Here is a 22,838-nt window from a genome sequence, read left to right on the forward strand (position 1 = left end):
ATGAATATCTGTACAACTCTGTATGAATTTGAGCGCATAAATAAATCCATTACTTTTTACTAAATAATGCAATTATATAGTAATTTAAAAATTTCATTTGTTTTTTCTCCTTTCGAGTCTTAATTAATCATCTTTGATGATCATAGTTATATTATACATGTAAAACCTTGACAGCAGTATGTCATGGTTGTAAAATTATCTACGAGGTGATTAAAATGAAACTAGCAAGAATGATATCTATCATTATGTTACTCCTTGAGCATAGAATAATAAGTGCAACTAAATTAGCAATGATGTTTGAAGTATCCCCTCGTACAATCTTTCGTGATATAGACACAATCAACGAAGCTGGAATACCCATTATTGCTTATCCGGGTGTAAAAGGCGGGATAGGTATAATGGAAGAATATAAGATTGAAAAAGGACTTTTTACCGTCCCTGACATTATCTCTTTACTAAGTGGGCTTGGCAGTATTCCCTTGTCCAGTGAAGAAATATTTACTACAATGGCAAAAATTAAAGGTTTACTGCCTAAAGAGCATATTCATGAGATTGAATTAAAATCCAATAAAATTACTACAGATTATACTTCATGGAAAGGGATTAAATCCCTTCCAGTTAATATTAAAGAAATCAGAGCAGCTCTTGACAAAAACCACTTTTTGTACTTCCAATATTATGATCGTGGAGGGAGAGAAACAGCAAGAAAAATCGAGCCTTACCGATTAATTTTTAAGGACTCTAACTGGTATATACACGCTTACTGCTTATCAAGGCAGGATTTTCGTACCTTTCGCTTATCCCGAATGTCATCTCTTCAAGTGTTAGATGAGACTTTTATACCTAGAGAATTCGAAATAAAACCATCGGTTTTGCCAGCAATTCAAAAGATTACCATTAAGCTTTTGGTTGATAATTCACTCCGAGGCTGGATGGCAGATTTTTGTGGAAAAGAAAACATTGATATCTATGATGATACCAGGGTAATTGTTCACTTTCCATTTATGGAAAGTGATTATGTATATGGCCTTTTACTGAAATTTGGTGATAAATGTGAATGTTTAGAACCTGAAACAATCCGGCGTGAATTACTGCGGAGAGTAAACAATATTCAAAAGCTCTATCAAAAGCCCTAGCAGACATTTAATAATTTTCGTTCAATGCTGCATAATTTTACCTCTTCCAAAATTATAGCCGATACATATCCAGTTTGTTGGAAATAGCTCATAAATAAATTGACGCCTATTATTATTTCGAACTACTACAAAGGAGATTTTATGAACATATTTGAAGTATTCATTCTTATTTTTCTGGTTGTCTCAGCGTTAAACAGACTTGTTTTCAGAATAAACATGTTAGATATTGTACTACCCGCATGCTCAGTTATACTCTGTATCGCAAATCTGGTTTTTATCGGATATCGAATTCAGATGGTGCCGGCATATATACTGGCACTCATTTTTCTGGTAATTGACGTATTTATAAAATTCAAAATATCGTTTAAAATGAAAAAGTCATTTAAAATTTTGTCGGTATTGATACTTGTATTGTCATTAATCATTTCAATTGCTTTTCCTATACTGTTCCCTGTTGTACAACTACCAAAGACGGAGGGCCCCTATTCTGTGGGGACAGCGACGATGTCTTTCACAGACGAATCAAGGAAAGGGATTTTTACCGAGAAAAACAGCAGCAGGGAAATCGCTGTTCAGATATGGTATCCAACAGACGATACAGCGAATAAAGAAGCAACGAACTTTTTCCCCAACAGTGTTGCCAGTACATATATGGCTGAGCGATTGGGTCTACCGGATATTTTCGGTTATCTTGCGCTTGTTAAAACGCATAGTAATAAAAACTCCGACCTGTCCACCCATGAGCGCAGTTACCCCGTGATATTATTCTCAGGCGGATTTGGGAGCTTTGTGGGGCAAAACACAGTCCAAATGGAGGCGCTTGCAAGTAATGGATACATTGTATTCAGCATATCGCATCCCTACGAAGACTTTGCCACGATATATCCGTCTGGAAAGATATTGCGCTATAATACCGCTCAGGTCAATCGCTTTCAAAATGAACTGGCTACGGTCAGCAAAAGCTATTCGGGAGATAAGTCATCTGCTGAATTTGAAAAATACTCGATCAAAGAGTGTCAAATTGCCAGTGAGAGTGTCCATATATGGAGTGACGACACGATTTTTATTGCGGATATAATCGAGGAATTGAACAGCGGTGAAATTAAGAGCATATTTAAAAATAAGCTTGATACTGCCAATATGGGAGTTTTCGGTCACTCATTCGGCGGAGCGACAGCAAGTCAGGTTTGTCTTGATGACAGCAGGTTTAAAGCCTTTATCAACATGGACGGAACTGTATTCGGAGACTCTATGAATCGTGTGATTGAGAGACCATTTATGATTATGAACGGCAATGATGACAAGAGTTTGATTCCGGCAGGCTATTCCTCAGAACAGACAAATTATTATGATGTAACGATTAATGGTGCCAAGCACTCAGACTTTATGGATTTTACTGTTCTTTTACCTACCTTCAGACTCGTGGGGATGCTGGGAAATGTTGGTGGCTACAGGCAGGAGGCAATAATGAACGATTACATCATCGCCTTCTTTAACAAGTATCTGAAAGGTACAAATGAACCGCTTCTGGACGACGGAATGCAGAAATATGACAATGTTTCAGTTGAATACCATTGACAGGATGAGCATCTTCCTGCTTTGATACCAGACGATAAAGTACACCTGGATCTTAGAAGCATATTCTTCCGCCAAGGTCCCAATAGTACAGCTTATCTTGCTCTGAGGGGTTACCCGGTCGTAATGACCGGGTTTTTTATTGCTACTCTCTTGCTATTTTATAGGGGTAAGCCTGGGTAATTTATGTTATTTCCATCCCATGATCACCTTTCTTTCATTTATTGTCTCTTCTTTCTTATCCTCTTTATCATATAGCTAATCAATGAAAAAAAGCCATTTATAATTAAAAATAGAAAGGTTATATATGCTGAATCAGCAAGATTCCTATCTTCCACAAAATAATATATCAATACAAAAAATAGGGATATTTTAAATAACAGCTCTGCAATTTGCCTTAATATTAACTTGATCATATTGCACTCTCCAACAAATTTATTTGTATTGCAATATTCTCATTTAACTACCACTTTGTCAAGGCATAGAAAAAAGCACCCAGAGGATGCTTGATATCTATTCTAATTCTCTTTTAAATGTAAATATGACCGATGAAGTATAGGAACCTCCTCCTACAATGCTATTTGTTATAGGTGTCACGCTTACTATTTCCCATCCTTCTTTACCAAAATTATTTACTTCAATTTCATCATTGTCATTTAAATCCATTGATATCTTTAATATACTGTATTCCCATTTTTTCATATATTTACTCCCTGAATATTATTTTGCCATTATAACCCATTTCACCATATTTTTCAATATAAAAAGACACGCCCTATATTTCAGACGTGCCCTTTCTCGGGGAGTATAAATAATTAATAGGGCCCTGTTTACTGCCTAACCCTTATGTATATTTGACCAATAATCTTACCTGTTTCATCCGGTTTTTTCCCCTCACGGTACTCTTCCAGGGCTTCTGACAGCTCAGAATGACACAAAGCAATCAATTCACCGAAGCTTTTTTCTTCATCCCACCAGCCGTGGTCTATTGCATTTTCACCGACTTCTTTTACAAATTCATTTATATTCAGCATAATATTTCTCTTTTCCGGCCAGTAGCCGGATGCTTTTATATTGCTTGTACATTTTTTAATCAAGTGGTATTTCTACCACTCGCCGCTTACATCAGATTTTTTCGAAATAGGTAATATTAATTGTCTCTTCTGTCAGATTCATGCTAGGATTTCCCAAGCTAACTCTAACTTTTTCAGCAACCGTCCTATATGCATTCCAGTAATCCTGGTCAGTTGCTTCTTCATCAGGAACTTTTTTACTTTCAATCAAAAAAATAATGCTGCCGTTAAGTTCTCCAATATCTGGACTAACAAAATATCTTTCATGTACCTCCCCTGTATGCTAATACCAGTTTCCTGATAAACTTTAATTGCTTCTATGTTCCAGATATCTCCAATTTTAGCATTTGTATAATATTGAGGATCAAGTCCAAAAAATGAAATTGTATAACTTTTTGTTTCCATAATCCACCATTAGTAAATCTTTATAACAATATATGCCTCTCTGTCAAAATAGTTAAATCCTAAGTCATACCAGGTACACATATGAACGGTATACTATGTTTGTAAGGTAAATCACACCTCAACCTTAACAATTTTTTTCATAAATCGGCCAGTAGGATAACCTGCTGGCCTCTCCTCTGTTTTGGGTACAAAAAAACTACCAATACGAATATTGATAGTTGGATGTATTTATTTAATACTTAATTTCTCAACCCCGATTACTTCTTTTATATGTAATATATATAATTCAATGGTTTTCTTAGCCTCTATTAAGCTTATATCCGTTTTCTTTGGTTCTCCCCTCCTAATGTAATAATCAACCTGTTCTAATTTTTGAATTAAATCCCAAAACTTTTTTACACTCTCTGATTCAACATATAGTTCGACGCTTCGGAAAGTATCTATAAAATCATTAATAAGGGGTTTTAGTAGGATTGGTTTTTCAGGATTACATTCAATACGCCATCTGATGGAGATATTGAGGTTTTGATGAAACACTTTTCTAAAGATGAAAATATGTTAAGGGCTGTCTGCCTTGCAGCATTCGGTACCCTAAGGCGCTCAGAAATATGTGCGCTGACCACAGATGATGTACGCGGGAATACCATATCGATAAGTAAGGCAATGGCCCGATTTTCAAATAAAGAGTGGATAATCAAAACAACCAAAACTATTTCAAGTACAAGAGAGGTAATCATGCACGCATTAAATGTGCCTGACCAATACATTATGCAGCGTGGCGGATGGTCTTCGGACAAAACTCTAAAAGAAGTCTATCGTGGTACCATAAATGATTACGAGCAAAAATACCTCGATGTAACCATTAAACATTTTGAATCTATGCAACATGAAATATAACATAAAAAATAAAAAGCCTTGTATTTACAAGACTTTTGTAGTGGAGATAGTGGGATTCAAACCCATGACCTCTTGCATGCCATGCAAGCGCTCTCCCAGCTGAGCTATACCCCATATGGTCGAAAACCCTTTATTTATCTGGGTTTCCAGCATTTTACTTTTTTAAATCCACTTCTTCTTTGAGGGGTCGTTTACTGGACATCTCGCGCTCCCAGTTGAGCTCTCTACATTAAAATATATAACTTCTATATAGCGTACTACTTCAGGAAAATAACATTCATAAAATTGGCCCTAGGTCTGGTGATCATACCCAATTCCTCGAATATATTGAGATTGCCGGCACTTTTAAGGATTCCAGCTACTGAAAGCTAGCTAAAGATGTTTCCGTATATACATGTTCAAGCGCATCTAAAGCAACTAGCTTCAAAACCAATTTAAATGCATTATTTAATGATGCAGATAGAGACCTTGATTTTATTACACCTACATACTTATCAAGTTCCTATGCTGTATGTTGCCCAAAAGTTAGGGCAAATCAAGGTGAAGTAACATATTTCTACAAAAATGCATATCCTGCAGTTAGCAGAAAACTCCATAACGCTGATTACAATACTTCATCAGGATCAAGCACGTCTGTTACCTTATTGTATACTATTGATAGCACAATAACCAATCCTTGGCATGAAGCTTTAAAATTAGCCAATGCAATTCGCTATGCTGCAACTTTAAATTACAATTGCTTAAGAGAAACTAGCCCAAGTACACTTGCCAAATTAGCAGTACCCACTAATACATCAACGTCAGTAACAAAAACAATAAGTTCATCTTGCTCGGTACAGTTTTATGGCCACCCTGATCAGGGGACTCAATCAGGTACACAGTCATATTCAAGCAGTTTAGGTATGTATGTAGAGAACATTGCTTCTCCCGTAACAGGAAATGCCGATGTTCTGCATCCTGCAGATATAACAGCTGCACTAACCTCTACTAACAGTTGGAATACTACATACAAAAATAAATACGTTAAAGTTACAAATGGAACAAAATCACTTATTGTTCGCATTACCGATACTGCACCTGCTAATAAAGGTATTGAATTAACATGGCAGGCATATCAAGCACTTGAGAAACCGAGTACAGTTAAAATTGAGTTAATGAGCTAATTACGACTGATTTTACAATTATAAAAAATTCATAATTCTTAAACTAGAAAAGCTTTTGCTAAACAAGTCAGAACTGGCTTTGAAGCAAAAGCTTTTTCTTTTTTATGAAAAGAATACTATATAAAATCAAAAATAGTAAAACATTTTTATAAAGATATTGTTTTTTAATGCCATAGACCATTGACCATATAATTATAGTCGCAACAAAATTATAATAGTTCAACTCCAAAATTTATCTTCCTCAATTAAATATTATTTATTATAATCTAACATGAGAGACTTTAAATTACTATCATAGGTATAATATTTTACTTTACCGTTTGATTTTATTACTTCAAATAAATGTGATTTATCATTAAAATAAATTTGTTTGATAGAATCTACTTTTTCAATAGTCGCATAATATAAAGTATTTTCATCATAAATATACATATAATTGTCTAACTGTGAAATCAATTCATTATAACCGTCATTATTGATATCATACTCGTTTAAATCAGAAGAAACAACTGTTGATAATAATATGCTTGGTTCTAACCCATCCATACTAATATAAAATACAAATTTACTGGTTGCGCCAAGAATTCCGTCTACTCGTACACCTTTATGTCCACAAATACTATTAAATGCTTCAATTTTATTAATGGTAGAATTTTTCGATGTAAATAAGTTAGAATCTACTACATCAGACCAATCTTCAATTTGTGACAATGAGGTAATAGTTCCCTTATATTCATAAGCAATATTCAATGTATCATATTTATCCAAGCAAACAAGAAATTTATAATCATCATACTGTTTCATATAAAAAATATTTGTTATATTTTTTTGATCTAATTTTATTTTATTTTCTGGATATAAATTAGAATCGTTATTAACTTTTATAAACGATATTGGAATAGTTACATCACCTTCTTCAATGTTCTTCATGGCATCTTCAATATAAGTTGATGTAATAACTTCTTTGTTAACAGTGTTTTTGTTACCACTACAACCAATAAAAAAAATATAACACCCTATAATAATAGTTATACATATTATTTTCTTAAAATAGCCTCTCATTTTTCCTGTTTGTCTCCTATTTATTTTTTACTAGTATCCTGTAGTATTCAGATCTTTTATGACGCTTCAGTATATCTCTCTGTAGAATTAAGTCTGCATTGAGGATATAATGAGTGAATCAATGCATCAATAACAAGAAAAATCTTTAAATTATATTATAACGAATTAAAAATACTATTGCAACAAAAAGAAGTCTCACGTTTACTTGACACAAGCCTTTGCATAAAGACGATGGAAAATTATCACCTCTCGGCTTTAGTATGCCCATACAATAAAAGACTAAAAGCGTATACCGTCTAAAGACGGTGGGTTTAGACCACGCGAATGGAAACTTAATTTAGATCTGTAAAGTAACTATAAAAAAGCACATTCTCAATCTGTACCGATCTCCCAATCGTTAGATTTTGGTCTAACTTTTGGGGGTCGGTACAAATGAAAATGTACCTTTTTTGCCCTTGATTTACCAAGTGTCCCGTCCCTATAAGTTATAATTTAAGCCACAAGCAATCATGCCTGCGGCTTACCGTTTTAGTGGAGATAGTGGGATTCGAACCCATGACCTCTTGCATGCCATGCAAGCGCTCTCCCAGCTGAGCTATACCCCCATATATTTAAAGAATATTTGTTGAAACTTTCATAATAGGAAGTTACTGATTATTTTAAATATATCATAAATTAATTCTATTTTCAAGTTATTTTTAATAATTACAGCAGCTTAGTATTTTATTAATAAGAGGAGCCCTCAGAATTCCGCTATTCACTGCTATACACCTTTATATCTGCTCTTTCAAGAGTCAGAGTATCCCAACCGGAATCCGCTATTATTTGTAAATCAAGTGAATATACCTTATTCAAATCCTTCCCGGGTGAATCCTTTGTACCTTCCTGGAAGAGATGGACGTCATAATTTCCGGTAAAGTCTTTCGGATAACCACCTCCGAGAAGCACTTGTCCATCCAGAGTATAGCTTTTAAGTCTGACCTTCTTTACCTCTTCTGTCAGGTTCCCGTTTTTATCTCTTGCATTTTTGTATTCCAAAGAAAAGGAGTCGTAATACATATTTCCCTTTTTCACTTCCGTATAGGTCGCCCGCCATTTTTCATTTTCCCCATAGAAGATAAAGCTATTTCTGCAGTTTATTTCTCTATAATATAATACCGTAAGTATAATAGCTGCTGTCAAGGTTATCCCTGTTGCAATTTTCCATCTCATCCTATCACCTGTTATATGGGAAGGAACATTTATAAATACCGAAAAATGTTCTCCAATTTTGCTCATCTTATGTCTTATGTAACACTCCATAATTATACAGTATTTTATTGTATATGGCAATATTCATTAACTTTGATTGGCATGTTATCTCTGATTCATAAGTTATCTTTGTTTGTTAATTATTTTTGTTTGATTGCACTAAATACTAATATCAAAAAAATCATCCCAATTCCAGCCTCTCCCACATATATTAAAATAAACTTCCAGGAGGTATGTTATGCCGGGCGGTTGGAATTACCAAGCCTATCTGACACCTTATGATGCCTACATTTTTTACCGTGCAATGAATAGTGAAGACAATTATTTTTACATTCCTCTGGCCGTGGCCACTCAGGTTGTAAACGGTACGAACTACCGCTTTTTAGCAATCGCAGAGCCAAAGGATACCAACGGTACTCCCTTTTTTTCTCTGATAGAAATCTATAAACCTCTTAATGGTGAGGCACAGATTACAAATATCACAGCCATTGATCAATATTTATAAGGTATAATGAAAAGCCCCCTTGCCTTTCCAGCTGACATTCAGCAGGGAAAAAGGCAAGGGGGCTTACGGTTTTAATGTCTTATTATTTATTCATTCGTACTTCTATAGCGAATCATTCCCCTTCTGTAAAAGCTTCCAGCTGTCTGCTGTGCTTTTCAAAGAAATCCTCCTTGGGCTCCAGGAATTTAAGCCTGTGGCTTTCTTTTTCTGAAACCAGTTCATTCAGGGGAAGAAAGGCGTATTCCCAATTCCAAAGCTTATTGCCAACAGCAAGGTATTCCCTGATTTTCTCGCAGCCAGTTGGAGCAATGGGATGCAGCAGCAGTACTCCGGTACGTACCCCATGAAGGGAATCAGCAAGTACCTGCTTTCTCAGGGTGTCGTTATCCGTTGTTTCCGCCGTTCTCATGTTGTTTACCCAGTATTTATTCATAAAGCGGATATAGGAATCCAGTACATAGGTAAGGCTGTGGAATTCATGGTTGTACATATGCCTTTCATAGGTAAGGATTGCCTCCTCCGATTCCTTTCTCACCTCTTCACTGATTTCATTATCCGGAAGCTTGGATTCATAATATTTCTGGGCGGTGTAGAAGCAGGAGCGAACCAGCCTGTTAAATACGTTGGTTAAGAGGTTTCCTTCCTTTAACACCGGGTCAACTCCCTCCCTTTCCTCCTGGGGCAGATATACCTGGGGCTTAAAGCTCACACTTTTGGATGCCAGGCCCAAGCTCAGGAAGTGGATACGAAGCTGCTCGGGTGTATAATAATCAAGAAGCTCCCTGGCCATAGGAGGCTTTATGGCACTGCTGCTGCCGGCCTTTTTATCCATAAACAGGATGTGCCTGTTAGCAATAAGCTGAGGAGCAACGAATTTATCCATGTCGGCTTTTTCCCCATATTGCAGCTTAAGAGCTGAAAACAATGCCATTTCTGCATTTCCATAGAAATAGATATTGTCCTCACCGATAAACTGATATACCTTAGCCTCTTCCTTCTCCCACCAGTTCCTCCATTCCTCCTGATCCTTTCCCTGCATTTCAAGGTAAGTTCTTGTAAAGGAAATAGGTGCCCATAAGGATTCCGGCCATACCCAGAAGGTCAAATCCTTCATATCTTCCTTATCCGGTACCGGCACGCCCCATTCAATATTGCCGGACAGGCGGAATGGTACTAAGGTTTTTCCGGTACGAAAGCGTATTCCCTTTACATTTAGAACCTCTCTTGCCTTATCCCTGTCCGTTAAATCCTTCATCACATAGGTTACAGAAGCCTTGTTCTCCTCTTTTAAAAGCTCATGTTCGGGAAAAAGCCTGTTTAATTCCTCTTCTGTGGTTCCTGTTCTCTCCAATTCGCTCTTCTTTACATAAATGCAGGGGGACTTTAGGAATTCTTCAATGGTCTTTAGAATATATTTTCTCGTATTTCCCGTTCTTTCCTTTGCCACATAGTGAATCAGCCACTCTGTACATTCCTCCAGCTTAAAATACCAGTTGGCGACCTCTCTTACTTCCGGTGTTTTGCCGGACAAGGTGCTCTTGGGGTTCAGGAGTTCACTTGGCATATACTGATGTCCAAGAGAGCATTCATCTGCATAGGCCTTTTCCGAGGCACAGCCTTCAATGGGACAGTTTCCCACGACCTGTCTTCCGTTTAAGAATACACCAAAGTCCGGGTCAAAAAACTGAGGCGTGGACAATTTCTCCAAAAAACCATTCTGATAGAGGGTATCGAAGATTTCCCTTGATACCTCTTTATGAATCTCTCCGGCTCTGTCCAGGGCTGAAGCTGCATAAAGGTTCAGGCTGATTTCATAAGCAGCCAGGGTATCCTTCTGGTGGTTATGGTTTTTCCTTACATAATCCCTAATTGTCTCCTCATAACCGGCTCCCTTTTCTTCCTTTAGTTTCCGGTAGCTTTCTAAGATAGGTGAACCGTAGCAGTCTGTGCCGGATACAAAGATAACATTTTCTTCTCCAATCCGATCCCGTAAAAATCTTGCAAAGGTGTCCGCATGAACGAATACACCTCCAATATGTCCAAAATGCAGTTCCTTATTACCATAGGGCATTCCAGCCGTTATGATCGCTCTTTTTGGAAATTCCGGCCTGCTTTTTTCCTTTTCCATCATAAATATTACTCCTTTTCTTTCCTAGTATTTACTTCTAATTAATTTCCTATTTCAGATTATGATTTTGTCCTTCTATTTCTTTTATTTCAGATCATCCGTTTCTATGCTTCTGTTCCTTTTATTTCAGATTAACCATTTCTATTTTTAACTGTATCCGCTGCTCTGCTCATGTATAAGCCAACAGAATTCTAAACTGGCCCTTCTCTGTTCTTAAAAAAGGGTATAAAAAAACACCTCCTGCAATTATGATTACAGGGGCGAATCTATCGCGGTACCACCCTATTTTTATTAATATGTCACCATATTAACCTCTTTAAGTACGATCATACTCTAGTCCTGTAACGGGAACCCACGTCATAGCATCACGGTTTAGATAAACCGATCCGTATGCAGCTCCGAGGCTTGTTTCATCTTTCTTCCATTGCTCCTTCCCACCATACGGAGCTCTCTGTAAATTTCCGATAGAATACTTCCCTCTTCATAGCCTTTCCTTATTGCTCTTAGTATATTCAGAAATTCTTTTCTTGTCAAGGATTTATATAAATGTCGATTTATCCCACTATTTGTCCGTAAGACCTGCCTTTCATTAACGAACTTTTTTGTAAAACTACCATATATTGAAAACATCTAAAACAAATTTACATCCTGGGGAGGCTCCTTCATGAAACCTAAGACTTATGATTTTGCCGTTATCGGCGGGGATTTACGGCAGGTTTATATGGCTGAGGATTTATCATCCCGCGGTTTTTCCGTTTTACTCTACGGGCTGGAAAACCTGTGCAGCAAAGCTTATATAGAACATGCCAAATCTTTGCCCCAAGCAATAGATTCCAGCAAGGTTATTCTTACACCCATTCCTTTTACGAAAAATGGCATTCAAATCCTATCTGTGGATGCCAAGTCAGATTTAACTCCGGAAATTCTCTGCACTCATCTTAAGAAAGGCCATAAGCTTTACGGCGGATGTTTTACCGAAAGCATTCGGGATTTCTGTGAAACAAACGAGATTTATTATAACGATTTTATGGAAGACGAAGAAATCACTCTGTTCAACACAATAGCAACAGCAGAGGGCACCATTGCCGAAGCAGTTATTAACAGCAGCGGCAATCTTCATGGAAGCTCCTGCCTCATATTAGGATATGGAAGATGTGCAAAGACCCTGGCAGAAAAATTAAAAGGTCTGTGCGGGCAGCTTACTGTCGCCGCCAGATCTCCTCTTGCTATTGCTCAGGCTAAAACTTCTTCCTTCGATGCTATGTCTCTTTCAGAGCTTACAGAAACAATATCTGAATATGACTACATTTTTAACACAATTCCTGCCCTGGTACTGGACAGAGAGCTTTTAGAAAATACCAAACAGGATGTGGTTATCATTGATATTGCTTCCGCCCCTGGCGGTGTCGATTTCATTGCCGCAAGGGAGTTATCCCGTAACGCCAAGCTTTGTCTTGGTCTGCCAGGTAAATATGCACCCAAAGCAAGTGCAGCCTTTTTAACCAGATATCTATTAAGCAGTTTAGGAGAACAACAGTCCTGTCCTGTCTAATTACAGTCCTTTGTTTCTCCGGAAGTGAGGTATTTATGTCATTGCACAATAAAAACATCGGAATTGCATTAACCGGTTCCTTTTGTACCTATGATAAAACCTTTGAAGAAGTTGAAAAACTATTAAGAGAAGATGCTAATGTTTATCCTATACTTTCCTTCAACGCCCAGAAAATTGATTCCCGTTTCGGTAAGGCAGAGGATTTCCATCGCAGACTGACGGAGCTTACAGGCCATACACCCATTACCACAATAGAAGATGCGGAACCTGTGGGCCCAAAGGAAATGTTTGATATTCTGGCAATTATTCCATGTACCGGCAATACCCTTGCCAAGATGGCTGCCGGCATAACCGATACTCCTGTCTTAATGGCCGCAAAAGCTCATATCCGTAACAATAAGCCTTTGGTTATCTCGATTGCTACCAATGATGCTCTTGGCAACAATTTAAAGAATATCGGAAATCTCTTAAATCAAAAAAATATCTATTTTGTTCCTTTTGGTCAGGATAGCCCTAACGGAAAGCCCAAATCCATGATTGCTCATACTCATCTGCTGACCTTAACCCTGGAAAGTGCCCTGGAAGGCAAACAGCTTCAGCCCGTTGTTATCAGTCCCTTCTAAAAGTCAGGGTAATTGGGGTAATTGCTATTTATTAAAGCATTTTCCAGTTATTTTATGCATTTTCCCATATGTTAAGAAAAGCCTGGGCTGCAAGCTCCCCTGCAGCTCCAGGCTTTTCTCCCTTAAAGATTATTGAACTCTTGTAAGATACCATTTCTGGGCATCTGTATTATTATCCGTATATTGCTGTACGGCCGCACCGTCCTCATTGGATGCATCGGACACGTCCATCACTAAACCGGTGGCCTTTGATACCAGCTTGTAATAACCGCCTCCTACACCAATAATCTTCCACCGTTGGGCATCATTTCCATTGTCCGTGCACTGTTGGAGCTGCAGACCTACGGTAGCCGCCCCGTATGGAACATCAAGAGCCTTGCCGCTGTGTACTGCTGTCAGCTTATAATATCCACCTCCCATATCATCAATGCGGAACTTCTGGTTATTGCCATTGACATTGGTCCACTGGTGCATCTTTGCTCCGTCGTCATAGGAAACTTCTTTGACATCCAGTACTTTCCCGCTGCACTTGGCTGTCAGTGTATAGATTCCCCCACTGACAATATCCGGTGTGGTTGTCTCTGCTTTATATACTCTGACATAATCTACAAGCATCTGCGCCGGGAAAGCTGTCTGGCCGTTCGGGCTTCCCGGCCAATTACCGCCCACCGCCAGATTTAACAGTATGAAGAAAGGTTTTTGGAATTCTTCCGTTCCTCCTGTATTATTCTGGATGTAGAATTCATTAAACTGCGCACCGTCAACGAACCATCTGATATAATTTGCATCCCATTCAATAGCATAGGTATGGAATTGGGAGAAATCAATTGAGCCTGATACCTGCCCATAATCAGCTTGCCCGTTGGAATCCCAGTGAACCGTGCCGTTTACATATGAATTGTTATTAACACGCTCCATAATGTCGATTTCGCCGCATTTCGGCCAGCCGTCGGGGTTAATATTATTGCCCAGCATCCAGAAAGCAGGCCATAGCCCCTGTCCGGAAGGAAGCTTAATCCTTGCTTCAATCCTGCCATAGGTAAAGCTCTTCAATCCCTGGGTCTTTATTCTTGCGGAGGTGTAGTTCATTCCCCCGTAAGCTTCATTCCTGGCCGTTATAGCAAGATTTCCGCCAGAAACTGATACATTTTGTGACCGATTGGTATAGTATTCCAGTTCATTATTCCCCCAGCCGCCAATGCCTGTCCCAGTTTCAGCCGTCCAATTGGAGGTATCCAGACTGCTTCCGTTAAACTCATCGCTCCAGACCAAAGACCAATTGGTTGCTGCCTCTGGTTTCACAGAAGGCAGCCAGGAAATAACAAGAGCCAAAACCAATAAAATACTTAATAATTTCCCTTTTCTTAACATAATTACATCTCCTTCTCATTTATTATTTCAGACCACGCCGCGCGATCATGGTCCTGAAATCCAATAATTTGGGGAAATAGGTATTTTCAGGCTTTTTACTGATTTTACCCTCCACACATGGATTATTATACACTAATTAGAATTTATTGTAAATGTATTCTGTTAATATATGGTATATATTTACTATATTTTGGCACTTCGTTCAAAAAAAGCAGAAAGACTGATAAGTCGCAATTCTTCCTTATCATCTTACTGCTTTTTACTTTATTACTATTGCTTTGGGATTATTAATTACTTATTATCAATAATTTCTATCCGGACAATTATGCAGCCTTTCGCTTTTAGCAATTAACCTTTAATTGCTTTTACCGCATTATCCAGTGCATCTATTACCTTATCGCACCATCTGTCAAATACGATATCCTCTTTCTGGCATTCCGGATGGCTTAATACATAATTCACTGTCTCCTTTACCTGCTGATCAAACCGCTTGGTACAGGTAAAGCCCGGAACCAGCCTTTTGATTTTGGAATTATCAAATACGACAGAATTGGCTTTATCTCCAATGAGTGCTCCTTTAAAATCCTCTGTACTTGCGGCATCCAAAAACTCAGAGGAAACATAGTATGGCTTCAGCTCAACTCCCAGCGCATCGGCAATTGCTTTATATATCTGATTCCAGGTAAGTGTCTCATCGGATGTAATCTGAACGGCCTCTCCAATTGCATGGATATTTCCCATTAAACCAATAAAGCCCTTTGCAAAGTCACTGTTATGGGTCATTGTCCAGAGCGAAGTGCCGTCACCCTGTATCAGGACCTTCTTCCCCTCCAGCATTCTCTTAACCACCTGATAGCTTCCATTTGCACCATGAACACCTAAGGGAACATTCTTCTCATCATAGGTATGGCTGGGTCTTACGATGGTCACCGGGAAGCCCTCTTCCCTGTAAAGCTTCATCAGATAATCCTCACAGGCAATCTTATTTCTGGAGTATTCCCAATAAGGGTTCGCCAAGGGAGTTCCCTCCGTTATACGGAAATCCGATAAGGGTTTCTGGTAGGCTGATGCTGAGCTGATGAAGATGAACTGCTTTGTCTTTCCCTTAAACAACCGGTAATCCCTCTTAAGCTGTTCCGGTACAAAAGCGATAAAATCCGCTACCACATCAAAATCAAGGTCCTTTATCAGCTCCGCTACTTTCTCTTCCTCGCTGATATCGGCTATCAGCTCCTTTACCTGACCGCTAAAGATATTGTTTCTGCTGCCTCTGTTAAGTAAATACAAATCATGTCCATCCTCTGCCAGTTTCTTTGAGATGGCAGTACTTATGGTGCCTGTTCCTCCAATAAATAAAACTTTCATCGCTTCCTCCTTGTAAGATTAATAGTCTGAATAATTTTATCTTATAAAGCTGCTTCTTACTTTCCTGCTAGTATATTGTCCACTCTCTTCAATTCGTTTCTTATTTTTAAGCTCTGGGGACATCTGTCTTCGCACAGTCCGCAATCTTTACAGTCCGCAAATGTCTTACCGTCATTCTTCTTATAGCCTTCCATTTCATTTTTCGCATAATCCGTAAGGCCATAGACATTATGATAGGTATATAAGTTGAATATTTTAGGAATATCAATGCCTGCCGGACATGGCTGGCAGTAGGCACAGCCTGTACAGTAAAGCTCACTGAATTTCTTTAAATTTTCGGCTGATTCACCAAGCTGCACCCATTCATCCTCTGTTAAGCCTTCCTTGCTGCTGGCAATCACCACATTCTTTTCTACCATATCCTCAGTTCCCATACCGGAAAGTGCGCAGCTCATATAAGGATTTCCCAATACGAACTTAAAGGCCAGCTCATAGGTTGAGATGGAGGGCTTGCCGGTAAGCTTCGTATAAAGATCCGTGGGAGCTGCAAGCCTGCCGCCTCCTACCGGTCCCATTGCTACTACACCAAGGCCCTTTGACGCTGCGTATTGTATCATTTCCTCATTGCTCCGGTCCAAAAGATTGTATTGAACCAGCATGGTCTCCATGGGAATTCCCCTCTCTTCAGCTTTATCAATAATATATTTGATATGCTCCGCTTTGTCATGGAAGGAAAAGGATATATGCTTTATTAAACCTTCCTCCTTTGCTTTCTGTGCTTCTTCCAGGAGGTTAAGTCCAAGGACTCCTTTGTCGTATTCTTCCCTGCTAAGGCCCCAAAAATGGTAGAAGTCTATATAAGGGGTATCCAGCTTTTTTAAACTCTGCTCTAACAATCTTCTGTAATCTCCCGCTTCCTTACACTTATCCACCGGTATCTTTGTGGAAAACATAACCTTTTCCCTGATTTCCTTAAGGGCTTTCCCCACCGTAATTTCACTGTTATTGTGGCAATAATAAGGAGCGGTATCGAAATAGTTCACCCCTTCTTCATAGGCCTTTAAAAGCATGGGAACGGCTTTGTCATCATCAATATACCATTTACCATCCTTTTCGTACTCTGGCAGCCTCATACAGCCAAAGCCTAAAGCTGATATCATAGAACCAGTATTACCGAATTTCCTGTAATTCATTGTAAAACCCCCTGTTTTTAATAAAATTTATCAATTATTATTAATTATACCTCATAGAGTTAACTCTAGGTCAAATGTTTTTTACTCCACAAAAAATAATAATCGCCAGATAAGATAAAATACTCTTAGACTGGCGATTATTATAATTATTATAAGACAATATGGTTATTAAATTATTAATTACATTATAGATATATCTGTCACACATTTTACACCGGATACTTGATTAGCTCTGTAAGCAATTCGTCCATATCAATTTGGGCTACGGCTATATATTTATCACCTGCACCATAATATACATTCAGCTGACCCTTATAAACAAAAGCGCCTTCCGGGAAAACAACATTATTTACATCACCGAAAAGTTCATATTCTTCCGCAGGCTCCAGAATCGGATAAGGTAAACGTGCAGTAATAATAGACGGCTTTTCAAAATCAAGAAGAGCCGCTCCTCCCCGGTATACACCCTTATCATCGACTGCATGATATAATAGCAGCCATCCCTTATCGGTTTTTATCGGGGGTGCACTTCCACCAATCTTTCTCTTTTCCCAGTCATACTCACTCTTCATAATAATTGAACTATCGATTCTATCCTCGTAACCGGTCCATGCATCTTTTGATAATAATTCATCAAAGCTGTCGAAATAATCCAATTGGATATTAGGTGAAATTCGATGCATATAAGCAATTTTTCCATTTATTCTTTCTGGAAAAATAAAAGCATCCTTGTCATAACCAAAATGATCGATAACACCAAGTTTATTATATAGAATGAAATCTGTTGTTTTCGCAACGGCAACTCTTGCCTTTACCCCATCATAGGCTGTATAAAAAATATAGCAACAGCCTTCAAATTCAACGATTCTTGGATCTTCGCATCCTTTTACTTCCTCCGGCAGCGTAGGAAAAATTACTTTTTTATTTGAATCATATAAAATCTTATTGTCTGAATCAAGCTTTGCATATCCTATCGAAGAGACATAGTTTGCACCATCTTTAATGTCGCTATTGGCAGCTCTGTACAACATATGTACGATTCCGTCCTTAAAATATACGCCGGGATTAAACCGGGCAAAACACCCTAATTGATCTTTCAGAGGGCGCATTACGATTCCTGTTTTATTTAATTGAACCATGTTAATTTCCATTGCACTTACATTTTCTTTCATGTAATCTGCCAAATATTAATTGGAAGATGGGGCAGAGGCATTTCCTTTATTCTATATTTCTTCCAACTTCCCAAATTCTGATGAAAGCAAAATATAAACCACTTTCAAAAGCTTAGTTTGATAAAAAGCAGGCAGATAATAGTTTGCAATTACCTGCCTTTAAACGGTAAAAGAGAGGGTAAACTTTTAAATTCTTTTTGCTGTATAATTAACAGGATCTATCGATTATTTGCAGCATCATAATCTTCCATCCACTTAACATATTCCGCATTCATTGCCTCAGCTGCCGGAAAATAAGTATCGTTCAGATATTTTTCAAAAGTGGCAAGCTCAATTTCACCAACAATATATTGAACTTCAAGTTCAGATAATTTTGATACCAAATCCGGATTATCAGCTGCAAATGTAGTCACCAACGGTGCTTTAATGTTTGGAATTCTATTAGTGGTTACGGATGCCTGCATTGCATTAAAATCAGTATAGTATTTGTCCAGACGCTCTTTTGTTGTGGCATTTTCCACAACTGCGGAGGCGCCATCCTTAGCATAGGTAAATGTAAAATAGGAACTTGTAATGCTGTTTAAGGCCGTTGTCTGCTCTTCGGTCCTTTCTACCATTCTGGTTTTATAGTCATAAGAATTATAGTTTTCTCCCTGCTTTCCTAATGACATTAATGCAAAGCCTTCTTCTGACATGGCATAATCAATGAGCTCTAAGCATTTATCTACATCCGCATCTGCCGATATCATCCACGCCCCCCACATAGACGGAGTTATGTAACAGTTCCTTTCCCCTTTATCATTTGCAAGAGCACCGATATAGGTAAATCTTTCAATGGCATCCGGTGTCTCCTTTAAGCGTCCCAGTACTCCGATCTGATGGGAAACGGTCATTCCAACTGTATTGGCAACTAATTTCTCTACATCTACGTTATACTCATTTGTAAAAAATTCTGGATCAAAGGAGCCATCGGCGTAAAGCTCACGTAAATAGGTCAGATAAGGAATGTATCCGCTCTTTTTCTGCTGGATTTTATATTGTCCGTCCGTATCTTTTACAGCATCAGTTACTCCAAAGGTATACTTAAGAGGAAAAACGTCCGCTGAGGTATAAGTAAGTCCATAGGTATCTTTTTTGCCGTTTTGATCAGGATCATTATAAGTAAACTGGTGGGCTACCTCTTTAAATTCCTGCAGGTTAGCAGGTGCCTTTAGTCCTAAATTATCAAGCCACTGCTGATTAATAATGAATCCCCAGTAATTATCAACGTTGCATTTTGGAATCGCGTGGATTTTACCTGTTTTGGTAGATTGTATCGCAGGCCAGTAATCTTCCGGCACGGTAGCCATAATATTAGGATAATTCTGGATTTTATCATCCAGTTCCGCTAATAACCCGTCTCCTGCCCATTGTTCATAGTTCGTATCTGCTCCTCCCCAGTTATATATGATATCCGGCAAATTACCGGCTGCCATGGCTATCTGGAGTTTTTCATTGTAATTGTTGATGGGAGGTGCTTCATATTCAATATCTACATTCAGTTTATTTTCCAATTCTTTAATAATGGGATTGTCTTCTACGATAACCTCTGCATTTACCCTGTTCAGGATATGAATCTTTACCGGCTTACCTGGTTTTTCCTTCTGATTGCCCTTCTCTTTGTTTTCATCCCCTGATACGGCATCCGTTTCTTTTACCGTATCTGATTTCTGGCATCCCGTAAACATGGCTAAGGTCATTGCCATAATGCAGACTGCTGCTGTCAATTTTTTAAACCAACTTTTTTTCATAGTTAATACCTCCATAGTTTTTTTACAGCGCTGTTAAAATACACCCACCGGTTTTTAACGTTTACCCCGTTTTCTTTCACATGCCAAATTATATTTTCCCGGACTTTTAAAGTAAATGACAATGATGATGCCTCATAACAAAACAATCCGCATACAGTACACTTATGCATTATTGCTATTATTTTGCATTTCTCTAAATTGTCCGGGTGTGATTCCTTCCAGATTCTTAAAGACCTTTATAAAATAGTGGGCATAAGTGAATCCGGTGCGGTGGGCGACTTCTTCCACGGTCAGCACGGTAGCAGCTAATAAATCCTTGGCCAGGGAGATTTTTTTCATATTGACATAGTCATTAAAACTATAGGAGGTTTCTTCCTTAATTAATTTTGCCAGGTAGTTCCGGTTCATATTGAACTGATAGGATATGGAGTTCAGGTTAAAATCATTTTCCGTTAAATTAGCATCGATATACTCGATTATGGCTTCATTTATGATACTTGCATTGTTTGTGTTCTTCTTGGCTATCTCAGAACAGATGGATTGGATAAAATTCAGCAAAATATCATGTATCTGGCTCCTGTTATGAATATTTTTCATATCGGAAGAGCCGGTAGTTTTAATTGAAATCGGCAGCGAGGAAATACGGGTCAGTATTTCATTCTGCAATTGGTATACGTAATTTTTTATCTGAATATCTGTTAGCAAGCCTTCATCCTCTAAGATATGTTTTAAGAATTTTCTGGTATAGAAGATACAGCCTTCCGAATTTTCAACCAGAAGATTATTGATTAACTGTTTCTCTAATTCAACGGGATAAATGATGGGCGTTTTCTTTTCCTGAAACTGCCGGTAATGAATAATATGATCTGTCATGGACAGCTTGTACTGCTGTATTTCATCACATTCCATATAGGCAATGGACAGCAGCGCAGGATCTGTTATCCCGGAACTGACAGCAATATATACCTGCTGGTAATATTTATCATTCAGCTTTTGGTAAAGCTGACGGACATAGGTATTTGTAAACTGCTCCATTGCAGAAATATTATTATAATTGACAATTACGGCAGCCCGGCTGCCAAAGATGGATATGTGCTTTAACATTAAATTTCCTGCAGATACCTGTAATTCTTCCATAATTGCCGACACCGTTCTGTATATCTCCAGCTGATTATCGTTGACATCAATTAATAAAAGGCTGTAATTATCATGCTTAAAATATTTCTCCATAATCGATGCCATTTGAAGCGGCTTATTCTTTTCATGACTGGTCCCGGTTAAAAAATCCCTCATTAATTTATCGTTATAATCGGTCAGGACTTCTTGGATTGGTTTTGTCGTATAGCACATTACAATATAAGCGATGATGATTGCAGCACCAAATAACAGGAGTATAACTACTAATAAAAAGTAGTTATTGTACATTTTGCTAAAATTAAAGGAGAAAGGCACCTGCACATAAAAATAACTGTTTAGTGATGAGGAATAGGTTACCGCATCCATAATCCCAACCTTCTCGTTCAAAACAGACCAGATATTCCTGTTCGGAAAAGCCTTACTGATTTCTTCCTGCTTTTCCGTTATATTTTTATTTAAATCTCTGAAATCTTTCGATATTATTATGGAATTATTCTCATCATATACATAAAGCTGTATCTCCTTATCCCCGGTATTCCGCCTCATGACATCTTTATACAGCATACCCATGTCAATATTGACACTTAACACATATCTGGCATTGGTATAATGAGGCTTTAATGGTACTATGAGGGAATACACTAATACGTCTCCTCTAATTAAATGGGGCGGCACTGTGGTCAGATATTTGGATGCGGCCGCTTCCGCAACCTCCTGATCAAAAAATTTTTCTTTTGAAAAGCAATTTCCCCGCTTGGAATCAAAAAAGATTCCCTCTTCTTCCGAATATAAATAAACGGAATGTATGTATTGATTTCCCATTACGATTTGTTTTAATTCATCATATAAATCAAGATAATTGGAAATTTTCAAATTCCGCTGCTGTACTAAATCCCCAAAATCGCTGTCATAAATTGCAAGCTTATTCATCTGCTCCGAGATCTGCTGTATGATTAATTCAAAGGAAGAGCTGATCTGCCCGGTCAGATTTTTATTGGTCTGCTCCACCTGCTTTATATAAACCTTTCGCATAGTACTGTTAAACAGGATAACTCCTGTTATCAATATAACCAGTAAAATCCCCGTAATTAAAATAATGAAATACTTCCGTATTCTTTTTTCCATAAACATCTCCTCCAGCCCCCAATGCCGGTGCACTGACTCTTCCGGTAATTGATACTACCTTCAGTATAAAAGTGGTTAAAATATTATTCAATAACATAAAAAAAATCCATAACACTTTTGCATCGCAGTTTTATTTCAGATTAGATATCTTTTATTATTATGTAACCGCTGCCAGTACCTTAAGATTATGTTATTTGCAAGCATTATTTCTATTTACCAGACTTTTTTACCCGCCTATAATGATGACAAAATTGTAATTCAGAAAGGATGACTTATGGGTATGTTTAAAAAAACTGCAGACTCTGTTCCTATAAC

The 22,838-nt window shown here is 38.0% G+C and carries 20 protein-coding genes, 2 tRNA genes and 1 other annotated feature; of the genes, 7 read left to right on the forward strand and 15 right to left on the reverse strand.

The window, feature by feature from the left end:
- The first annotated feature begins 215 nt into the window (after nucleotides 1-215).
- Nucleotides 216-1,136 carry a helix-turn-helix transcriptional regulator gene (locus BUB77_RS21805; protein ID WP_073279131.1) on the forward strand — a complete coding sequence of 307 codons (921 nt, stop codon included), beginning with the start codon at nucleotides 216-218 and terminating at the stop codon, nucleotides 1,134-1,136.
- 141 nt (nucleotides 1,137-1,277) lie between these two features.
- A complete protein-coding gene (locus BUB77_RS21810) occupies nucleotides 1,278-2,714 on the forward strand; it encodes an alpha/beta hydrolase family protein (RefSeq protein WP_073279132.1) in 1,437 nt (478 codons plus the stop codon).
- Between the two features lie 510 nt (nucleotides 2,715-3,224).
- On the opposite strand, the gene BUB77_RS21820 is transcribed toward BUB77_RS21810, so the two are convergent.
- From BUB77_RS21820 to BUB77_RS21830, 4 genes are all read right to left on the reverse strand, one after another.
- Entirely contained in the window at nucleotides 3,225-3,413 is a 189-nt protein-coding gene (locus BUB77_RS21820) for a DUF4177 domain-containing protein (protein WP_073279134.1), read from the reverse strand.
- Nucleotides 3,414-3,541: 128 nt separating this feature from the next.
- On the reverse strand, nucleotides 3,542-3,745 hold the full coding sequence (locus BUB77_RS21825) for a nucleoside triphosphate pyrophosphohydrolase family protein (protein WP_139241278.1): 204 nt from the start codon (nucleotides 3,743-3,745) through the stop codon (nucleotides 3,542-3,544).
- 91 nt (nucleotides 3,746-3,836) lie between these two features.
- Nucleotides 3,837-3,995, reverse strand: coding sequence for a hypothetical protein (locus BUB77_RS30070; RefSeq protein WP_170866714.1), 159 nt, complete (start codon nucleotides 3,993-3,995; stop codon nucleotides 3,837-3,839).
- Nucleotides 3,992-4,189, reverse strand: a complete 198-nt coding sequence (locus tag BUB77_RS21830; protein ID WP_073279136.1) for a hypothetical protein — start codon at nucleotides 4,187-4,189, stop codon at nucleotides 3,992-3,994. The genes BUB77_RS30070 and BUB77_RS21830 overlap by 4 nt, the downstream gene beginning before the upstream one ends.
- 525 nt (nucleotides 4,190-4,714) lie before the next feature.
- Here BUB77_RS21830 and BUB77_RS21840 point away from each other — a divergent pair.
- Entirely contained in the window at nucleotides 4,715-5,086 is a 372-nt protein-coding gene (locus BUB77_RS21840) for a site-specific integrase (protein WP_207650854.1), read from the forward strand.
- Nucleotides 5,087-5,127: 41 nt separating this feature from the next.
- Here the strand turns inward: BUB77_RS21840 and BUB77_RS21845 are convergent.
- Nucleotides 5,128-5,199, reverse strand: a tRNA-Ala gene (locus tag BUB77_RS21845).
- A gap of 531 nt (nucleotides 5,200-5,730) precedes the next feature.
- On the opposite strand from BUB77_RS21845, the gene BUB77_RS29570 reads away from it, so the two are divergent.
- The gene (locus BUB77_RS29570) at nucleotides 5,731-6,249 is read left to right on the forward strand and encodes an RlpA-like double-psi beta-barrel domain-containing protein (protein WP_139241279.1); all 519 of its coding nucleotides are present in this window, start codon (nucleotides 5,731-5,733) and stop codon (nucleotides 6,247-6,249) included.
- Nucleotides 6,250-6,501: 252 nt separating this feature from the next.
- On the opposite strand, the gene BUB77_RS21855 is transcribed toward BUB77_RS29570, so the two are convergent.
- The 3 genes from BUB77_RS21855 to BUB77_RS21865 all read right to left on the reverse strand — a co-directional run bounded on the left by BUB77_RS21855 (nucleotide 6,502) and on the right by BUB77_RS21865 (nucleotide 8,523).
- Entirely contained in the window at nucleotides 6,502-7,311 is an 810-nt protein-coding gene (locus BUB77_RS21855; protein WP_073279140.1) for a hypothetical protein, read from the reverse strand.
- Between the two features lie 532 nt (nucleotides 7,312-7,843).
- Nucleotides 7,844-7,916, reverse strand: a tRNA-Ala gene (locus BUB77_RS21860).
- A 148-nt stretch (nucleotides 7,917-8,064) separates the two neighbouring features.
- Nucleotides 8,065-8,523 (reverse strand): hypothetical protein, encoded by a 459-nt coding sequence (locus BUB77_RS21865; protein ID WP_139241280.1) that lies wholly within the window; start codon nucleotides 8,521-8,523, stop codon nucleotides 8,065-8,067.
- Nucleotides 8,524-8,800: 277 nt separating this feature from the next.
- Between BUB77_RS21865 and BUB77_RS21870 the strand changes: the two genes are divergently transcribed.
- On the forward strand, nucleotides 8,801-9,067 hold the full coding sequence (locus BUB77_RS21870; protein ID WP_073279142.1) for a hypothetical protein: 267 nt from the start codon (nucleotides 8,801-8,803) through the stop codon (nucleotides 9,065-9,067).
- 112 nt (nucleotides 9,068-9,179) lie between these two features.
- On the opposite strand, the gene BUB77_RS21875 is transcribed toward BUB77_RS21870, so the two are convergent.
- Nucleotides 9,180-11,198 carry a class I tRNA ligase family protein gene (locus BUB77_RS21875; RefSeq protein WP_073279143.1) on the reverse strand — a complete coding sequence of 673 codons (2,019 nt, stop codon included), beginning with the start codon at nucleotides 11,196-11,198 and terminating at the stop codon, nucleotides 9,180-9,182.
- Between the two features lie 250 nt (nucleotides 11,199-11,448).
- Nucleotides 11,449-11,689: a binding site (T-box leader), on the reverse strand.
- 170 nt (nucleotides 11,690-11,859) lie between these two features.
- Between BUB77_RS21875 and dpsA the strand changes: the two genes are divergently transcribed.
- On the forward strand, nucleotides 11,860-12,747 hold the full coding sequence (gene dpsA, locus BUB77_RS21885; RefSeq protein WP_073279145.1) for a dipicolinate synthase subunit DpsA: 888 nt from the start codon (nucleotides 11,860-11,862) through the stop codon (nucleotides 12,745-12,747).
- Nucleotides 12,748-12,782: 35 nt separating this feature from the next.
- Nucleotides 12,783-13,370: a dipicolinate synthase subunit B gene (locus tag BUB77_RS21890; protein ID WP_073279146.1), complete on the forward strand. Its 588-nt coding sequence runs from the start codon at nucleotides 12,783-12,785 to the stop codon at nucleotides 13,368-13,370.
- A gap of 129 nt (nucleotides 13,371-13,499) precedes the next feature.
- On the opposite strand, the gene BUB77_RS21895 is transcribed toward BUB77_RS21890, so the two are convergent.
- From BUB77_RS21895 to BUB77_RS21920, 6 genes are all read right to left on the reverse strand, one after another.
- Nucleotides 13,500-14,741: an RICIN domain-containing protein gene (locus tag BUB77_RS21895; protein ID WP_073279147.1), complete on the reverse strand. Its 1,242-nt coding sequence runs from the start codon at nucleotides 14,739-14,741 to the stop codon at nucleotides 13,500-13,502.
- A 348-nt stretch (nucleotides 14,742-15,089) separates the two neighbouring features.
- Nucleotides 15,090-16,106, reverse strand: a complete 1,017-nt coding sequence (locus BUB77_RS21900) for an SDR family oxidoreductase (RefSeq protein ID WP_073279148.1) — start codon at nucleotides 16,104-16,106, stop codon at nucleotides 15,090-15,092.
- A gap of 56 nt (nucleotides 16,107-16,162) precedes the next feature.
- Nucleotides 16,163-17,299, reverse strand: a complete 1,137-nt coding sequence (locus BUB77_RS21905) for an aldo/keto reductase (protein ID WP_073279149.1) — start codon at nucleotides 17,297-17,299, stop codon at nucleotides 16,163-16,165.
- 209 nt (nucleotides 17,300-17,508) lie between these two features.
- Nucleotides 17,509-18,471, reverse strand: a complete 963-nt coding sequence (locus BUB77_RS21910; protein ID WP_073279150.1) for a glycoside hydrolase family 130 protein — start codon at nucleotides 18,469-18,471, stop codon at nucleotides 17,509-17,511.
- Nucleotides 18,472-18,689: 218 nt separating this feature from the next.
- Nucleotides 18,690-20,261 carry an extracellular solute-binding protein gene (locus tag BUB77_RS21915; RefSeq protein ID WP_073279151.1) on the reverse strand — a complete coding sequence of 524 codons (1,572 nt, stop codon included), beginning with the start codon at nucleotides 20,259-20,261 and terminating at the stop codon, nucleotides 18,690-18,692.
- Nucleotides 20,262-20,423: 162 nt separating this feature from the next.
- Complete coding sequence (locus tag BUB77_RS21920; RefSeq protein WP_073279152.1) at nucleotides 20,424-22,523, reverse strand: AraC family transcriptional regulator; 2,100 nt, start codon at nucleotides 22,521-22,523, stop codon at nucleotides 20,424-20,426.
- Between the last annotated feature and the right edge of the window lie 315 nt (nucleotides 22,524-22,838).

Origin of the sequence: Anaerocolumna jejuensis DSM 15929 (genome assembly GCF_900142215.1) — a bacterium.
GTDB lineage: Bacteria > Bacillota > Clostridia > Lachnospirales > Lachnospiraceae > Anaerocolumna > Anaerocolumna jejuensis.

Excerpts from the sequence above, each read along its gene's own strand:
- BUB77_RS21895 (WP_073279147.1), bottom strand. The coding sequence starts at position 14,741 with ATGTTAAGAAAAGGGAAATTATTAAGTATTTTATTGGTTTTGGCTCTT.
- BUB77_RS21805 (WP_073279131.1), top strand. The coding sequence starts at position 216 with ATGAAACTAGCAAGAATGATATCTATCATTATGTTACTCCTTGAGCAT.
- BUB77_RS21830 (WP_073279136.1), bottom strand. The coding sequence starts at position 4,189 with ATGGAAACAAAAAGTTATACAATTTCATTTTTTGGACTTGATCCTCAA.
- BUB77_RS21820 (WP_073279134.1), bottom strand. The coding sequence starts at position 3,413 with ATGAAAAAATGGGAATACAGTATATTAAAGATATCAATGGATTTAAAT.
- BUB77_RS21905 (WP_073279149.1), bottom strand. The coding sequence starts at position 17,299 with ATGAATTACAGGAAATTCGGTAATACTGGTTCTATGATATCAGCTTTA.
- dpsA (WP_073279145.1), top strand. The coding sequence starts at position 11,860 with ATGAAACCTAAGACTTATGATTTTGCCGTTATCGGCGGGGATTTACGG.
- BUB77_RS21915 (WP_073279151.1), bottom strand. The coding sequence starts at position 20,261 with ATGAAAAAAAGTTGGTTTAAAAAATTGACAGCAGCAGTCTGCATTATG.
- BUB77_RS21910 (WP_073279150.1), bottom strand. The coding sequence starts at position 18,471 with ATGAAAGAAAATGTAAGTGCAATGGAAATTAACATGGTTCAATTAAAT.
- BUB77_RS21855 (WP_073279140.1), bottom strand. The coding sequence starts at position 7,311 with ATGAGAGGCTATTTTAAGAAAATAATATGTATAACTATTATTATAGGG.
- BUB77_RS21890 (WP_073279146.1), top strand. The coding sequence starts at position 12,783 with ATGTCATTGCACAATAAAAACATCGGAATTGCATTAACCGGTTCCTTT.
- BUB77_RS21825 (WP_139241278.1), bottom strand. The coding sequence starts at position 3,745 with ATGCTGAATATAAATGAATTTGTAAAAGAAGTCGGTGAAAATGCAATA.
- BUB77_RS21920 (WP_073279152.1), bottom strand. The coding sequence starts at position 22,523 with ATGGAAAAAAGAATACGGAAGTATTTCATTATTTTAATTACGGGGATT.
- BUB77_RS21900 (WP_073279148.1), bottom strand. The coding sequence starts at position 16,106 with ATGAAAGTTTTATTTATTGGAGGAACAGGCACCATAAGTACTGCCATC.
- BUB77_RS21870 (WP_073279142.1), top strand. The coding sequence starts at position 8,801 with ATGCCGGGCGGTTGGAATTACCAAGCCTATCTGACACCTTATGATGCC.
- BUB77_RS21810 (WP_073279132.1), top strand. The coding sequence starts at position 1,278 with ATGAACATATTTGAAGTATTCATTCTTATTTTTCTGGTTGTCTCAGCG.
- BUB77_RS21865 (WP_139241280.1), bottom strand. The coding sequence starts at position 8,523 with ATGAGATGGAAAATTGCAACAGGGATAACCTTGACAGCAGCTATTATA.
- BUB77_RS21875 (WP_073279143.1), bottom strand. The coding sequence starts at position 11,198 with ATGATGGAAAAGGAAAAAAGCAGGCCGGAATTTCCAAAAAGAGCGATC.